This window comes from Flavobacterium sp. FlaQc-48, assembly GCF_044007335.1.
GTDB lineage: Bacteria > Bacteroidota > Bacteroidia > Flavobacteriales > Flavobacteriaceae > Flavobacterium.
The window spans coordinates 18,494-34,448 of sequence record NZ_JBIPCR010000024.1; the positions used below are offsets into that span (position 1 = coordinate 18,494).

Consider the following 15,955-nt stretch of genomic DNA (forward strand, 5'->3'; position numbering starts at 1 on the left):
AAATACACCATAAATAAAATAGAATGAAAAATTCATCAGCATTTTCAATACTTTAGATGTTAACCGGATTCCTGCTTAACTTTTCGTGTAAAATATTAACCTTTGTCAAATCTATTTCTAAAGCTTCTGATTTATAAACATCACCGGTAAAAACATTATTTTCATTTTTAGAGTGGTTATTTAAACGAGCATACATTTTGTCCAGTTCATTAACAGAATACTTAATCTCAATAAAAGAGATAAACCTTTCGATAACCTGTTTCATCCCGTCATTATAATTTAGGATTATTGTATTTTGATCTTCCTTATAAAAATCCAGGAATCCCTTAAAATATTTTTCCAGCACTAAGGCACCATACTGCTTAATACTTATTTCACTAATCTCTTTCTCTGTAATTCCAAAAACAGCAGATGGCAATACATGAGGCACCATATGCATTCCGAACATTTTTTGATGTGATTTTAATACCTCTTTCGGATCCCGGTAAAGCAAAGCAAAAGGTATTTCGGGAAAAACAGATCTTAGATAAGAAGCCTTAAAAATATGCCAGGCATCCAGTTTTATGATGAAATACTTTTGTTCCGGAAATCTTTTCTGACCTAACAACTTTAATACTGCTTTTATAAGAGTACGCTTTTCAACTTCATTAAAAAGATCCGTTCTTAAAATTTGATCTATCAGAGGTGCTTCAGAAATCACTATATTTTCTGATGAAGTGACCAAAGACTGACTTAACATAGTAGAGCCACATCTTGACACATGAAAAACTAATGAATTTAATGGAACTGAATTTAATTGTTGCGACCAGTCTATTAGATTTTCTGTTGTACTTACTGCTTTAAAACCAGTTGAATTATAAAAATGACTTCTGCAAATTGCCATCGTTTCCTCAAAAAAGGGATCAGAAAATTTTTTGTCCTCCAAATAAATCCATTCAAAATAGACTTCATTGTCTTTTTCGATTAACTTGTACGGAATCCAATTTAAAAGCGGGTGATTGATGTTTTCCATTATTTTTCTTTTATTCGGCTAACAGATCTGCAATAATTTTAGCAGTTGTTTCTGATGGGTTACGAGAAAGTTCTGCTATAATTTGCTGTTTTACTTCGTCTGTATAGGTATTAGTATTCGTTGGTTGATGGATATCGAACCCCATTTTACTAAACAGCTCATCAGACCAGTCATTTCTGATACAATCCAGTGTAAAATGAATTCGCGGTTTATAGCTTCTGTTTTCTACACTATGCGGAAGTTGGAAATTAGCGTACCAACATTCCCCGATTCCCATAGGAACACGTTTTTTGTCCACATAAAAAAACACCTCCGGATTTGTTATAATGGGTATATGAATCCTAAAAAAACCATCTACATAAGAAGTATCATTATCTACATGTTCTTTAATTTCACTTTGAGGATCTAGCCTAAGCAATCGCACCGCTTCTTTTTCGCATTGAAACCAATCCATAATTTCTTTGAAATAATGACAACGATCGAGCAAATTTGTATTTATATATTCTTTGTTGGGAAATGACAGAATATCGGTTGTTAAGCCAGAATGTGACCGCAAAGAAATACTGGTCCAGTTGCCTTCGTATCGATTGGTATTAAAATGTGGTGTCCATAAATCATTTTCACAAACTACTAAATCTTTAAGGAGTTTTTCAGTTGAAAAAGAAATCGGAAGTTTCATGGCTGAAGGATTCATACGATATCAAATGATTAAATTAGTTTTACAAATCAGGTTTAAATTTTTATTTCAAACTGTCTGAGTTAAATTGTCGATAATAAAATGGTACAATTTATTCGTTGAAAAAGAAATCGTTTCCGAATCTGTTTTCAGAATTAAGTCTGTATTCGCTGGCGTTTCAAAAACATCACTTATTCCTGTAAAATTTTTTATCTTATTAGGGTCATGATCCGGAAGCATTGCTTTTTTGTAAAGCCCTTTTGGATCTCGTTGTATCAGATTATGGAGGAAACAGTCCAAAAATACTGTCCGCACAAAATGGTATGCTCTTATTTCATTTCTAAGATTTTCATACGGATTTATCACTGACATTAGAACTATAGTCTTTGCATCGACAAAATCTCGTCCAACATTAAAAATCCGTCTCACATTTTCACATCGGTCTTCTTTTGAAAATCCTAAATCTTTGCAAATTGTTTTACGATAAACATCTCCATCGACTACTGCTACTTTGTAACCGTTTTGTAGTAACAAAGAGCGAACATTTTCTGCCAATGTTGTTTTACCTGAGCCTGATAATCCTGTAAACTGAATTAAAATCATTGAAAAGTTCTTTTGTTTTACTCTACCTTAAAAATAGATAATTTAGAAGACTCCGACAATAAGTATAATTACGGGTTATTACTTAAAAATTTATTTAGAACTCGTTTTCTAAATCACTATTTTTATCTTTTAATTGAATAGGATGAAAAAGAAACTTGTTGTTTTAACCGGCGCCGGAATTAGTGCCGAAAGCGGAATTAAAACGTTCCGTGATAGTGATGGTTTATGGGAAGGCCATGATGTGATGGAGGTGGCAACTCCGGAAGGCTGGCACAAAAATCAGGAACTGGTTTTGGATTTTTATAACAAAAGGCGTCAACAACTCAAAGAGGTTAAACCCAATTTAGGACATTTTATTTTAGCCGAATTAGAGCAGGATTTCGATGTACATATTATTACTCAAAATGTTGATGATTTACACGAACGCGCCGGAAGCACCAAAGTGTTGCATTTGCATGGCGAATTGCTAAAGGTAAGAAGCACTCAAAACCGGGATTTAATTCTGGATTGGCAAGACGATTTGTTTACCGGTGATCTGGATAAAAACGGACATCAGCTCCGACCTCATATTGTCTGGTTTGGCGAAGATGTTCCGGCATTGGAATACGCCATTGAAATCACAGAAAATGCTGATTGTTTTGCCGTAATTGGAACTTCTCTGCAAGTATATCCTGCTGCAGGTTTAATCTCCTATACCTATAGCACTACTCCGGTTTTTTATATTGATCCAAAACCCATTTCAATTCCAAATATTCAGAATAAGGTTGAAGTTATTGCAAAAGTTGCCTCAGAAGGTGTCGCAGAATTAAGAGAACGATTAAAATCAATTTAACCCATCGAAGATTAAAAACCGATTTCACCATTTAGCACGAATTATATAGGCTAAAAATTAAATTTACGGACTTCTTTTTTTACTAGTTATTCTCAAAAAATTAAAAGAAACCTACTTCGTGAAAATTGGTGAAATTAGTGTTCTTTTTTTTCTTTTATTGATCCCTTTCCCCTGACAATTGACTCCCTGATTACTTTTAATCCGCAAATTCTGTTTATATTTGTGCCTTTCGAAAAAACAACATAACAATGACTACTCTAAACGAATTGAATGCTATATCACCAATTGACGGAAGATATAGAAGTAAAACCCTTTCATTAGCGCCATTTTTCTCTGAAGAAGCTTTAATTAAATACCGTGTATTAGTTGAAATTGAATATTTTATTGCTTTGTGCGAAGTTCCTTTGCCACAACTTAAAGGCGTAGATTCAGGTTTATTTGACAGCTTACGTAACATTTATAAAAATTTCTCTACTGAAGATGCACTTTGGATTAAAGAAACAGAGAAAGTAACCAATCACGATGTAAAAGCGGTTGAATACTTTATCAAAGATGCTTTTGAAAAATTAGGTTTATCTCAGTACAAAGAGTTTATTCACTTCGGGTTAACCTCTCAGGATATTAATAATACGGCAATTCCGCTTTCTACAAAAGATGCTTTTGAGCAGGTATACATGCCTTCTTTAATTTCCTTAATCTCTAAATTAAAAGAATTAAGCACAGAATGGAAAGACATTCCGATGTTGGCACGTACACACGGACAACCGGCTTCTCCTACTCGTTTGGGTAAAGAAATTTTGGTTTTCGTAGAGCGTTTAGAAGAGCAGATGCGCTTGTTGTTTAACATTCCGTTTGCCGCTAAATTTGGTGGAGCGACAGGAAACTACAATGCACATCATGTCGCGTATCCGCAAATCGACTGGAAACAGTTTGGAAATAAATTTGTAGAAAAAGATTTAGGTTTACACCATTCTTTTCCAACTACTCAAATTGAACATTATGATCATTTTGCTGCATTTTTTGATGCTTTAAAAAGAATCAATACGATTGTTATCGATTTGGACCGTGATATCTGGACGTATGTTTCGATGGATTATTTTAAACAAAAAATCAAAGCGGGAGAAATTGGATCTTCGGCAATGCCACATAAAGTAAACCCAATTGATTTTGAAAACTCTGAAGGAAACTTAGGAATCGCCAATGCTATTTTTGAGCATTTATCGGCAAAATTACCCGTTTCAAGATTACAGCGTGATTTAACAGACAGTACTGTTTTACGTAATATTGGAGTTCCTATAGGCCATACTATTATTGCTTTTGAAGCTTCACTAAAAGGTTTAAACAAATTACTTTTAAATGAAGGCAAATTTGCTGAAGATTTAGAGAGAAACTGGGCTGTTGTCGCTGAGGCTATTCAAACTATTTTACGTCGTGAAGCATATCCAAATCCGTATGAAGCTTTGAAAGGTTTAACGAGAACAAATGAAGCAATAGATAAAAAAGCAATTCATAATTTTATTGCGACTTTAGAGGTTTCTGATGAAGTCAGGGCCGAATTAATGGCAATAACTCCTAGTAATTACGTGGGTATCTAAAGAAAACCTAAAATATTTTACCAAAAAAAGCTATCTTTATCGATAGCTTTTTTTATTTACAAATCTTGTTCGAAAATTAGCCCAGATTGCAATGGAAAGCCTTTTGCGAAAAAAACTATATTTTTTTACCGGGACAGAGCGACCGGAGGAAGCTCCTGAAACGGTATTAAAAATATGTTTTTTGAGTAAAAGGCTGAAATGGAAAGCTGGATTAAGCTCCTAAACAAAAAATACCACTTTATGATTGCCTTAAACGCCGCTGCAGAAACTACACACCATTTACAACCTCTTATTAGCGACTTGGGTTTAATCCTGATGACTGCAGGAATTGCTGTTTTAATATTTAAGAAACTAAAACAACCTCTTGTTTTAGGCTATTTGATCGCAGGTTTTTTAGCCGGAAACCATTTTGACTTTTTCCCTTCAATAACAGACATGAAAAGTGTTGAAGTCTGGGCTGAAATTGGGGTTATCTTTTTACTATTTAGTTTAGGTCTCGAATTTAGTTTTAAGAAATTAATGAAAGTGGGCGGAACTTCCTCCATCACCGCCATAACCCAGATACTTTTCATGACCCTGATTGGTTATTGTGTCGGGCAATGGATGGGATGGGCCAAAATGGATAGTATTTTTCTGGGCGCAACACTCTCGATCTCGTCCACCACTATTATCATTCGTGCCTTTGATGAACTTGGCGTTAAGGGAAAGAAGTTTGCCGGAATTGTATTTGGTGCCTTAATTGTTGAAGATATTGTCGCTATTTTAATGCTGGTTCTACTATCTACTATTGCCGTTAGCGACCAGGTTTCGGGAGGCGCTTTATTACAATCGGTTTTAAAATTGATATTCTTTCTGATTATATGGTTTTTGGGTGGAATTTTTATTATTCCGACAATCTTAAAAAAAGCAAAACATCTTTTAACAGATGAAATGTTGCTTATTATTTCGTTAGCCCTTTGTTTGATGATGGTTATGTTTGCTGCCAATGTTGGCTTTTCGCCTGCCCTTGGTGCTTTTATTATGGGATCTATTATTGCAGAAACTACTCAGGCAGAAAAAATAGAACACTTGATTCAGCCCGTAAAAGATTTATTTGGTGCCGTTTTCTTTGTATCAGTCGGAATGTTAATTAATCCGGAAACATTGATTACTTATGCACTGCCAGTGGCACTTATAACACTACTTACTATTTTTGGAAAAGCATTTAGTTCCTCTATCGGAGCCTTATTGTCAGGGCAGCCTTTAAAACAATCTGTACAGACAGGAATGAGTCTGGCGCAAATTGGGGAGTTTTCTTTTATTATTGCGACTCTGGGAATGACACTTAAAGTAACAAGCGATTTTTTATATCCTATAATTGTTGCCGTATCTGCCATCACCACTTTTACAACTCCATTTTTAATTAAATACTCCGATCCGTTTTCAGGATATTTAGAACAAAAACTACCTAAAAAATGGATTAAAAACATTAACCGTTACAGCGTCAATGCACAAGCGATAAAATCTGTCAGTACGTGGCAAATTGTACTTCGTGCCTCTATCACCCAAATCATTTTACATACTATAATTATTACCGCCATCATCTTATTGTCATCAAAATTTGTAGCGCCTTTAGTTGCGGATACCCGTTTTGGAAATACTTTGGCCGCATTGATTACTCTGGTTATCATTGCCCCATTTTTATGGGCACTTTCATTGCGACGCGTAAAAGTTGCCGAAGTAGAAGAATTATGGGAAGAACGAAAATATCGTGGTGCTCTTTTAATGTTAATTTTAATCAGGATGAGCCTTGGTTTATTTTTTGTTGGTTTCTTATTGAATATTTTCTTTTCGCCTTTAGTAGCCTTTGTCGCTTTAATTATTGCGATTGGGGCTTATCAATTGTTCCCGAAGAAATTAAATGAACAATATCATAAAATTGAAAATCACTTTTTAAAGAATCTAAACGATCGTGAGAATAAAAAAATTGACCGAAGATATGCCAATTTAATGCCGTGGGACGGTCACATGTCTTTTTTTGATATTGGAAAAGAATCTAATCTGGCAGGTAAAACTTTAGAAGAATTACGCATTAGAGAAAATATGGGGATTAATATTGCTTTTATCCGACGTGGTGAAATCACAATTCCTATCCCAACTAAAAACGAACGTTTGTTTCCGGGTGATGAAATTTGCGTTATTGGTACCGATGAGCAAATTACACAATTTACCAACTATTTGCAGAATCAGGTTGAGGCGGCAAAAAACATAGAAGAATCGGATATTGTACTTCGCCAACTGGAAATTTCTAATGATGAATTTATCGAAAAAAGAGTGGGACAATTTAGAGAAAAAACAGGCGGACTTGTTGTGGGAATTGAACGAAACGGTAATCGTATTTTAAACCCGGAATCTCATTTAATCTTAGAAAAAAATGATATTATCTGGGTGGTTGGTGATAAAAAACGAATGAACGAGTTGATGAAAAAAGCCTGAAAAAGGCTTTTAGTAACTAAGGTGCTAAGTTTCTAAGTTTTTTAAGAGTCAAACTCTTAGCATCTTAGAAACTTAGTCACTTAGAATCTTATTTATTAGGTTGCGGTGTTATGCGCAAATAAGGTTTGATAGCGGTATGTCCTTTTGGGAATTTCGCCGGAATATCACTGTCGGGAACGGCTGGCGTAATCACTACATCTTCTCCGTCTTTCCAGTTTGCCGGAGTGGCTACACTATAATTTGCGGTTAGCTGTAAACTGTCGATCACACGAAGCAGTTCCTCAAAATTTCTTCCTGTTGAGGCCGGATACGTTAAAGTCAGTTTTATTTTTTTATCAGGGCCAATTACAAAAACAGAACGAACTGTAAATTTCTCACTGGCATTTGGATGCAGCATATCATATAAAGTTGCGATCTTTTTATCCTCGTCGGCAATTATCGGAAAATTAACGGTTGTATTTTGGGTTTCGTTAATATCTTTGATCCATTCTTTGTGAGACTCAAGACCATCGACGCTTAAAGCAATTACTTTTGTATTTCGTTTTTTAAATTCCGGAACATAATTGGCCACTGTTCCTAATTCAGTTGTACAAACAGGGGTAAAATCTGCGGGATGCGAAAATAAAACTCCCCAGGAATCTCCTAACCATTCATGAAATTGGATTGGTCCTTCGGTTGTTTCTGCATGAAAATCTGGAGCAATATCTCCTAATCTTAATGTTGACATAATAATACATTTTTTAGTTCCTCTAAAATTAGTCAAAAAAGGTATAAGGAAAACATTGATTTTTTAAAAATAAGTTAAAATTCTATATTTTCTATCGAGTTAGTATTTTAAATTAAATAAAACCCAGGACAAAATACCAAATGGCAAGGGTTACAAACGAAACCGGGATCCCAAAACCAATCATCATACTGCTTAACTTTGGCTTTAAGCCATAAGTCGAGGCTAAAATTGCACCTGTAATCATGGGAGCCATAGCCGTTTCCATAATCGTTATTTTAATAGGCTCAGCATGTTGTTTAAAAATAAAGACATATAAAACCAAAATGATAAAAGGCGTAAGAATAAGCCGGAAGAAAAGTCCAAGTCGCAGGAATTTCCAATGTTGGCTTTTTCGGTCAAAAGTAAGCTGGAGCCCTACTGAAAGCAAAGCCAACGGTGTAACGAAACCGCCTGTTTTTAATAAAACAGATTGAACGTTTGCGTCTAAATCATATTGAAAAACATTCAGTAGACAAGCTACAACAAATGTAATAAAGGGCGGAAAAAAAATTATTTTTTTGAAAATACTAAAACCATCCGGACTTCCTTTCGAGTAAAAAGCGGCAACAAAAACACCCAGGGTAGAAACCACCACAAATGTTCCGGGCTGATCAACCAAAATAGCCGTTTCTAAACCTTTTTTTCCAAATAAAGCTTCAATAATAGGATATCCCAAAAAAGAGGAATTACTTAAGCCCGCTGTCAGGATCAAACAACCAATGAGTTTATTGGACCAGCCTAATCGTCGTCCTAAAAAATGAAAAAAAACAAAAGCCAGTAAAAAAGCAATCCAGCCCGCTAATATGGGAAAAAGTAATTCATTACTCCATTTTATTTTCGGAATATGATATAATGTTATCGCCGGTAAACACACATAAATAACAATCTTATTTAAAACCTTATAAATAGATGTTGGAAATTGCCTTATATGTTGCAAAACCAATCCTAAGGCCAGAAAGAAAAAGATAAGAATAAAATTGTTCATGGAGTTAAAAGCATCAAAATAAGATTTTAAAGAATCAAAGACATTTTAGCCTCCATAATCCTTTTTTAATTTTCGCATCAGAAACCGGACCCCATTTACGGTATCTTCATTAAAAGAATTCGTAAAGATGATATATCCAATACCCTTTTTTCGATCCAGGGATGCAATGGTGTAATACGTTCCTGCGGTTCCGGAATGTGTCGAAAAATCCTGATTGTTTTCGTAACTGTTAAACCATCCTAATGAATATCCTTCAATTCCCTTATGAATAAAATTATACGTACTTGCTTTTAGATAATTGTTATGTCCCTGAAGTCCCTGAATATTAAGCTGAATAAATTTGATATAATCAGTTAGTTTGATATTTATATCGCCTGCTGGTTCTGTATAATCCAAATGATAATCTGTGTTGGAAGGCACCGGACTTAATTTATTATTTTCAAAAGAATGTCCCCAGGTATCTTTTGAATTTAGATTCTCCGGCCAGGATAACTTAACATCCAGTTTTAAATCTTTATTAAATACTGTATCGATCAATTTTTCCCAGCTCATTCCGGTCACTTTTTCCACCATCATTGCAGCCAGGGTGTAACCTGCATTTGAGTATACATATTGATGATCTGAATCTATCCGGGCAGGGTCTAATGTCAAAACAAATTTCCCAAACTGATCTCTTTTTTCCTGATGCGTTCCTGTAAAATTGGGAACCGCCGGATCATTTTCTCCCTGAAAAGGCTGGATCCGGGCTTGATGAGATAGTAATTTTTCGAGCGTAATATCGTAATATTCCGGTTTTGAAGTTTTCTTTAAATCCGGAAACACGTCAAAGAATTGAGTTGTCCATTTTAGTTTTCCTTTGTCCACATATCTGGCAATCATAAAAGCCGTCATTGCTTTTGTATTTGAGCCAATATGAAAGCGATCGTTTAAAGTAGCAGGATCTGTTAAAGATACAGAATGCAATCCTGACGTATTTATCTCTAAGGTTTTATCGCCTGTCACTACGGCATAACTCATTTCCGGAATACCATTCGCTACCCGAATTGAATCGGCATATTGGGCATGCTTTTGCGCAGACATAAAAGTCGACAAACCGCAGAAAAAGAGAAATGCTAATTTAAATTTCATCATAATCAATTGCAATCGTTACTAATCAAATACAAATCTAATATTTTATAGAAATAAGTATTTTTTTTTAATTGTTTTATTTTAGGCTTCTACCCTATTTTAGACGAAAAATTAATTTTTCGTTAAAAACTTTTTTATTCCGTCAATCCTGATTAAATTTGTAACATATTTTATTACAGTATGCTTTCAGGTAAGTTTGCCATAACGATTCACATTTTGACTTTACTGACAAAATTCCCAAATGATTATTTATCATCTGAGTTTATTGCGGGTAGTATTAATCTGAATCCTGTTTTGGTTCGAAAAGAAATTGCCAATTTAAAAGCGAATCATATTGTAGAAAGTAAAGAAGGTAAAAATGGCGGAACGAAACTATCAGTCGATCCTTCAAAAATTACCTTAAAGGAGATATTCGAAATGACTTTTGAATCGATTAATTTAGGTTATGCCAAAAATCAGCCTAATCCGGATTGTCCGGTCGGTAAAAAAATCAATCAAAATTTAAGTGCTTTATATGCAGATATGAATCAAAAAGTTAGTTTGCAATTAGAAGGTATTTCTTTGGAAGATTTTTCGAATCAATTCTAAAACTATTTTTTTAGACAAAACTGTAACATTTTTTATTACTAATTAAAATTATATATTATGAAAATTGCCATTATTGGAGCAACCGGATTTGTTGGCTCAGCCCTTTTAAACGAATTAGCAAACAGAAATCATGAGATTACTGCTATTGCAAGAAACCCTAAAGACACATCGAAAGTAAACTGGAAAAGTGCTGATATCTTTAATGTAGAAGCCCTGGCAGAAATTTTAAAAGGAAACGATGTTGTGATTAATGCCTATAATTCAGGATGGACAAACCCAAACATATATGATGATTTTATTGCCGGATCAAAATCGATTCAGGAAGCAGTAAAAAAATCAGGTGTTAAACGCTTTATTACCATTGGTGGTGCCGGAAGTTTATTTGTTGCTCCGGGTTTGCAAGCGGTAGACACTCCTGATTTCCCAAAAGAATATCATGCCGGTGCAACAGCTGCCAGAGATTATTTAAATATTCTGAAAGAAGAAAAACAACTGGATTGGGCCTTTTTTAGTCCGGCTTTCGAGATGCACCAGGGAATTACCACAGGAAGAACAGGTAAATACCGTTTAGGCTTGGATAATCCTGTGCTTAATGATGAACAAAGAAGTATTTTATCTGTAGAAGACCTGGCAGTTGTGATTGCTGATGAAGCAGAAACTCCAAAACATCATCAGGTTCGTTTTACTGCGGCTTATTAAAATAAGAATTTCACGAATTAAAATATTAAGCAAGCTGATCATTAATGCTAATTGATGAAATTAGTGTTCTATTTGCCCAAACAGTTTCAAAGAAATCCTTTTTTGAAACTGTTTTTGTTTTCTGTACTTTTACGGTACCAAAAAGTACATTTTGTCAAGTTCAAAAAACCAAACAGGCAGTTTACAGGAAAAAGCCGGAATTTCACCACCTGAAATCACCAATGCTTCTGCTATTCATCAAATTAAGAAAAACAGAAGACAACAACCTTCTGCAACGGAATTAATTGATGGAATCTTAAACAGTAACAGAACAGCCCTAAGTCGTGCGATTACTTTAGTTGAAAGCACAAATCCTGAACATGCTGAAAAAGCAAATCAGGTGATTAATGGTTGTTTACCTCACGCTAATAAATCTATCCGAATAGGAATTACCGGAGTTCCGGGTGTTGGAAAAAGTACTTTTATTGAAGCTTTTGGAAGTTTTTTGACGCATTTAGGAAAAAAAGTGGCTGTTTTGGCAGTCGATCCAAGCAGTTCGCTTTCGCACGGAAGTATTCTGGGTGACAAAACCCGAATGGAGGAATTGGTAAAAGATGAGAATGCTTTTATCCGTCCAAGTGCTTCGGGAGATACTTTAGGAGGCGTTGCCCGAAAAACACGTGAATCTATTATTTTATGTGAAGCAGCAGGTTTTGATACTATTATTATCGAAACGGTTGGCGTTGGCCAAAGCGAAACCGCCGTTCATAGTATGGTTGACTTTTTTTTATTACTGAAAATTTCCGGTGCCGGCGATGAACTTCAAGGGATTAAACGTGGCATTATGGAAATGGCGGATGCTATTGTCATCAATAAAGCAGATGGCGACAACATCAAAAAAGCGAATCAGGCAAAACTGGAATTCAACCGGGCTTTGCATTTATTTCCGCCTAAAAAATCAAAGTGGCAACCAAAAGTGACAACTTGCAGCGCCATTACAAAAGACGGCATTACAGAAATCTGGGAAACTATTTCTGCTTATCTGGAACAAACGAAAATTTCAGGTTATTTTAATGAAAACAGAAAAGATCAAAACCATTTCTGGATGCTGGAAACGATTAATGAACAACTCAGGCTAAATTTTTACAACCAGCCTGAAATCATTTCACAATTAGAACAAAACAAAAAAGCAGTGCAAAACGATGAAATTTCACCTTTTGCAGCTGCTCAGCGTTTATTGAAATTATATTTTAGCAAAGGTTCAAAGTAGCTTTGAACCTATTTTTTAATAAAGGCACAAAGTAGCAAAGGCTCAAAGCGACAAAGGTTTTATACTCTGTTACTTTGAACCTTTATTCCTCTGAACCTATTTTTTAATAAAGGCACAAAGTAGCAAAGGTTTTACACTCTGTTTCTTTGAACCTTTATTCCTCTGAACCCCTGAACCTATTTTTTAATAAAGGCACAAAATAGCAAAGGTTCAAAAGCGACAAAGGTTTTACACTCTGTTACTTTGAACCTTTGTCCCTTTGTTCCTCTGAACTTATTTTTTAACAAAGGCACAAAGTAGCAAAGGCTCAAAGCGACAAAGGTTTTATACTCTGTTACTTTGAACCTTTGCTACTTTGTTCCTCTGAACTTATTTTTTAACAAAGGCTCAAAGCGACAAAGGTTTTGCACTCTGTTACTTTGAACCTTTGTCCCTTTGTTCCTCTGAACCTATTTTTTAATAAAGGTCCAAAGTAGCAAAGATTTTACACTCTGTTTCTTTGAACCTTTGTTGCTTTGTTTCTTTGAACCTATTTCTTTCTCAATTTATACTTATTCTCTTTATATAAATTTCCTGCAGTAATTACATGTGCTAAAGCATCTTTTGCTAATTCTTCATTTAATTTAACCGGAATTAAAGTCGTATCATTTTTGATTTCAAATTGCAATGGTTTTAAATTTGGCTGCATAATTACAACCTGATTTTCGACTCTAAAAGCGTTGATGTCATTAAACTGCATAATTGATCTTCCTTGTGTTTTCGGGTCTAATTTATTTAGATTTCTTCCTACCATTGGGGTTTCAAACGGAAGCCCTAAATAACTTAATAACGTTGGCGGGATATCAATTTGACTGGCCAGTTTACTATACGAAACTCCTTTAGGGACTCCTGGCCCCATTATTAAGGCCGGAATATGAAATTTATTAATTGGTACTAAATTTTTTCCGTAGGTTCTGGTATTGTGATCTGCGATTACAATGAAAATGGTGTTTTTGAAATACGGCTCTTTTTTCGCCATTTCGAAGAATTTCCCAATCGAAAAGTCGGCATATTTCATGGCATTATTTACCGTAGCCGGTTTTGCATCATAAGGCTTAATTCTTCCCGCAGGATATTCAAAAGGTTCATGGTTTGAAGTAGAGAACATCAAAGAAAAGAAAGGTTTATCGCCTTTTGCTTTAAAGTAATTATTCGCTTTCGTTACCAAATCTTCATCAGAATACCCCCAGGTTCCTTTAAAAGCATATTTGTTTCCATCTGATTCAAAATCTTCCTGATCTATAATATCCTGAAAACCGTTTCCGTTAAAAAAAGAAGCCATGTTATCAAAATTTGCCATTCCGCCATAAATAAAACTCGTGCTATACCCTTTTTGTCTTAAAGCATCTGCAAGTGTAAAAAATCCTTGTTGTGAGTTTCCTAATTTCACTACACTTTCTGATGGTGACGGTAAAAATCCGGTTACCACTGCTTCAATCCCACGAACACTTCTTGTTCCGGTACAATATAAATTGGTAAACAATAAACCTTCTTTTGATAATTTATCGAATTCAGGGGTTAATGGTTTTCCTCCTAAAATCCCAACATATTCAGCTCCTAAACTTTCCTGCAGAAAAATCACCAAATTGTACGGTTTCTTCAAAAGTGTATCCGGTTGCTGTACATGTAAAAACGGAATTTCGGCATCGGTAAAATCATTTGGTCCGGCAATCATATATTTTTTAACACGGGCAATGGCTTCTGCTTCTTCCATTTTACCATACATTTTTGTGTTGCCTTCATTTTTAATCGAATACGCCGCAAATGCTACCGTATAAAATGAATTTAATCCTAAAGTATTGGTGAGTTGATCTGTTGAAAAAACAGCATTACTGGCATTGATCGGACGTTTTGAAGTAAGACTGGAACGTGCCCCAAAAAACAATAAAAATGCCACTAACGGGAAAAGCATTAATTTGAATTTGTATTCGGTACCGGTTGTGTAGAAATATTTTTTTCCTTTTTTGAAAGCAAAATACAAAACTATTCCCAAGATTAAAAAAGTCACCACAATCGAAGTCAGATAACTTTTTAGAAGCATTCCTACTACTTCCTTAGGATAAATTAGATAATCTAAGAAAATTTTATTGGGACGCGTATCGTATTGTTTTACAAAATCAGGTGAAGCTAATTCTACAAAAAGAATCAGAAACAGAAATAAAAAGCTGTAAATCACCAAAAAATTATTGGTGAACTTTAGCCACTTATTAGGTAGAAAAGTAATTAAAACTGCTGGTAAGAAAGATAAATAACATAATAATATTAAATCCATTCGAAGTCCGATTGGAAAGATATACCAGAAATTTGGTGTTTCTACTACTCTGTCTTTAAAAATAAAAAACAAAAAGATCCGGCTTAAAGTAGTAATTAGCAATCCGATTGCTATAAAGTTAAAAATGGGTTTTAAAAAACTTAATTTTTTCATTTGAAAAATTTAGAACGTGAAAAACTTAAAATGACTATTCTTCGTAACGATTTATTTCGCGGTCGTAAAATTCATTTGCCAAAACAATCAAGCCTTCCATTTCAGCATTCAATTCTGCTTCGTCCAGATCTTCTGCTTCTTCCATAAATTCTACCTCATCATCTTTTAGGTTGATGATAAATCTTGGGTAATCAAGGTGAATGATAAAAATATCATCCGGGAAGTCAGTATTGTCTCCGAGTAAAAATTTAGGTAATTCCATGTTATTTGTTTTTTGTATTTATTTTTTTTGCCACAGCTTAAAAGGATTAAAAAAGATTTTACAATGCTGTGAATTCCTGTAATACCTGACTGCACTATTTATAATTTGCTCCAGTTTTAATTTCTGTTCCTGTGTTTTCAGGGGCAAAGATTAAAATGTTTATTTATAATCTGCGAAAACCCTGTTAATCTCACAGACTGTTTTTCTGTTCAAATTTAACTATTTGAAAATGAATTCCGGATTAATTTTTTGGTTAAGTAATGAAAGCGAATGTAAAGGAAAATTGCCGCAGAGGTGCCGCCAATTCAGTACTCCCTGGTTTTCCTACCATTATATTATCGACAATACCAATTAAAGTATGGCCAACCATTCCTAATATAATAGGATATGCTAATCTTAAATTATATGAAAACTCTTTAGTGTACTGCTTTAAATTCACTACAATTCTTTTTTAGTCGGCAAAGATAATCAGAAGCTTTGGATTCTTTCCTATTATTAAAAACATAAGCAAACATTAAGTCAAATTTGCCTGATCTCAATATTATATAACAATTTTTAAAAATTATATAACAAGCCAAAAAGGGCTCTCTTATACTTTTACATTATTAATAATTCAAAAAT

The 15,955-nt window shown here is 34.5% G+C and carries 14 protein-coding genes and 1 pseudogene; 6 read left to right on the forward strand and 9 right to left on the reverse strand.

The window, feature by feature from the left end; all coding sequences use genetic code 11:
- Positions 1 to 52: 52 nt before the first annotated feature.
- From ACHRWY_RS25130 to cysC, 3 genes are read right to left on the reverse strand one after another with little or no spacing between them, the layout of a single operon-like run.
- Positions 53 to 1,012 carry a sulfotransferase family protein gene (locus tag ACHRWY_RS25130; protein ID WP_395358328.1) on the reverse strand — a complete coding sequence of 320 codons (960 nt, stop codon included), beginning with the start codon at positions 1,010 to 1,012 and terminating at the stop codon, positions 53 to 55.
- 10 nt (positions 1,013 to 1,022) lie between these two features.
- The gene (locus ACHRWY_RS25135) at positions 1,023 to 1,706 is read right to left on the reverse strand and encodes an aspartyl/asparaginyl beta-hydroxylase domain-containing protein (protein ID WP_395358330.1); all 684 of its coding nucleotides are present in this window, start codon (positions 1,704 to 1,706) and stop codon (positions 1,023 to 1,025) included.
- Between the two features lie 51 nt (positions 1,707 to 1,757).
- On the reverse strand, positions 1,758 to 2,291 hold the full coding sequence (gene cysC, locus ACHRWY_RS25140) for an adenylyl-sulfate kinase (RefSeq protein ID WP_395358332.1): 534 nt from the start codon (positions 2,289 to 2,291) through the stop codon (positions 1,758 to 1,760).
- Positions 2,292 to 2,433: 142 nt separating this feature from the next.
- Here cysC and ACHRWY_RS25145 point away from each other — a divergent pair, with 142 nt between their 5' ends.
- The 3 genes from ACHRWY_RS25145 to ACHRWY_RS25155 all read left to right on the forward strand — a co-directional run bounded on the left by ACHRWY_RS25145 (position 2,434) and on the right by ACHRWY_RS25155 (position 7,193).
- Positions 2,434 to 3,123: an SIR2 family NAD-dependent protein deacylase gene (locus ACHRWY_RS25145; RefSeq protein WP_395358334.1), complete on the forward strand. Its 690-nt coding sequence runs from the start codon at positions 2,434 to 2,436 to the stop codon at positions 3,121 to 3,123.
- Between the two features lie 248 nt (positions 3,124 to 3,371).
- Complete coding sequence (gene purB / locus ACHRWY_RS25150; RefSeq protein WP_395358336.1) at positions 3,372 to 4,718, forward strand: adenylosuccinate lyase; 1,347 nt, start codon at positions 3,372 to 3,374, stop codon at positions 4,716 to 4,718.
- A gap of 240 nt (positions 4,719 to 4,958) precedes the next feature.
- Positions 4,959 to 7,193, forward strand: coding sequence for a cation:proton antiporter (locus ACHRWY_RS25155; RefSeq protein ID WP_395358338.1), 2,235 nt, complete (start codon positions 4,959 to 4,961; stop codon positions 7,191 to 7,193).
- Positions 7,194 to 7,281: 88 nt separating this feature from the next.
- On the opposite strand, the gene ACHRWY_RS25160 is transcribed toward ACHRWY_RS25155, so the two are convergent.
- From ACHRWY_RS25160 to ACHRWY_RS25170, 3 genes are all read right to left on the reverse strand, one after another.
- Positions 7,282 to 7,920 carry a peroxiredoxin gene (locus ACHRWY_RS25160; protein ID WP_395358340.1) on the reverse strand — a complete coding sequence of 213 codons (639 nt, stop codon included), beginning with the start codon at positions 7,918 to 7,920 and terminating at the stop codon, positions 7,282 to 7,284.
- Between the two features lie 112 nt (positions 7,921 to 8,032).
- The gene (locus ACHRWY_RS25165) at positions 8,033 to 8,944 is read right to left on the reverse strand and encodes an AEC family transporter (RefSeq protein ID WP_395358342.1); all 912 of its coding nucleotides are present in this window, start codon (positions 8,942 to 8,944) and stop codon (positions 8,033 to 8,035) included.
- Positions 8,945 to 8,989: 45 nt separating this feature from the next.
- Complete coding sequence (locus ACHRWY_RS25170; protein ID WP_395358344.1) at positions 8,990 to 10,075, reverse strand: serine hydrolase domain-containing protein; 1,086 nt, start codon at positions 10,073 to 10,075, stop codon at positions 8,990 to 8,992.
- A 177-nt stretch (positions 10,076 to 10,252) separates the two neighbouring features.
- On the opposite strand from ACHRWY_RS25170, the gene ACHRWY_RS25175 reads away from it, so the two are divergent.
- From ACHRWY_RS25175 to meaB, 3 genes are all read left to right on the forward strand, one after another.
- Positions 10,253 to 10,660 carry an Rrf2 family transcriptional regulator gene (locus ACHRWY_RS25175; RefSeq protein ID WP_395358346.1) on the forward strand — a complete coding sequence of 136 codons (408 nt, stop codon included), beginning with the start codon at positions 10,253 to 10,255 and terminating at the stop codon, positions 10,658 to 10,660.
- A gap of 57 nt (positions 10,661 to 10,717) precedes the next feature.
- Positions 10,718 to 11,359, forward strand: coding sequence for an NAD(P)-dependent oxidoreductase (locus ACHRWY_RS25180; protein ID WP_395358348.1), 642 nt, complete (start codon positions 10,718 to 10,720; stop codon positions 11,357 to 11,359).
- Between the two features lie 151 nt (positions 11,360 to 11,510).
- Positions 11,511 to 12,608: a methylmalonyl Co-A mutase-associated GTPase MeaB gene (gene meaB / locus ACHRWY_RS25185; protein ID WP_395358350.1), complete on the forward strand. Its 1,098-nt coding sequence runs from the start codon at positions 11,511 to 11,513 to the stop codon at positions 12,606 to 12,608.
- A gap of 529 nt (positions 12,609 to 13,137) precedes the next feature.
- On the opposite strand, the gene ACHRWY_RS25190 is transcribed toward meaB, so the two are convergent.
- From ACHRWY_RS25190 to ACHRWY_RS25200, 3 genes and pseudogenes are all read right to left on the reverse strand, one after another.
- Positions 13,138 to 15,072, reverse strand: a complete 1,935-nt coding sequence (locus tag ACHRWY_RS25190; protein ID WP_395358352.1) for an LTA synthase family protein — start codon at positions 15,070 to 15,072, stop codon at positions 13,138 to 13,140.
- Positions 15,073 to 15,106: 34 nt separating this feature from the next.
- A complete protein-coding gene (locus tag ACHRWY_RS25195; protein WP_017495128.1) occupies positions 15,107 to 15,334 on the reverse strand; it encodes a hypothetical protein in 228 nt (75 codons plus the stop codon).
- Between the two features lie 268 nt (positions 15,335 to 15,602).
- Positions 15,603 to 15,773 (reverse strand): annotated as a pseudogene (locus tag ACHRWY_RS25200) (MATE family efflux transporter); the annotation flags it as partial.
- Between the last annotated feature and the right edge of the window lie 182 nt (positions 15,774 to 15,955).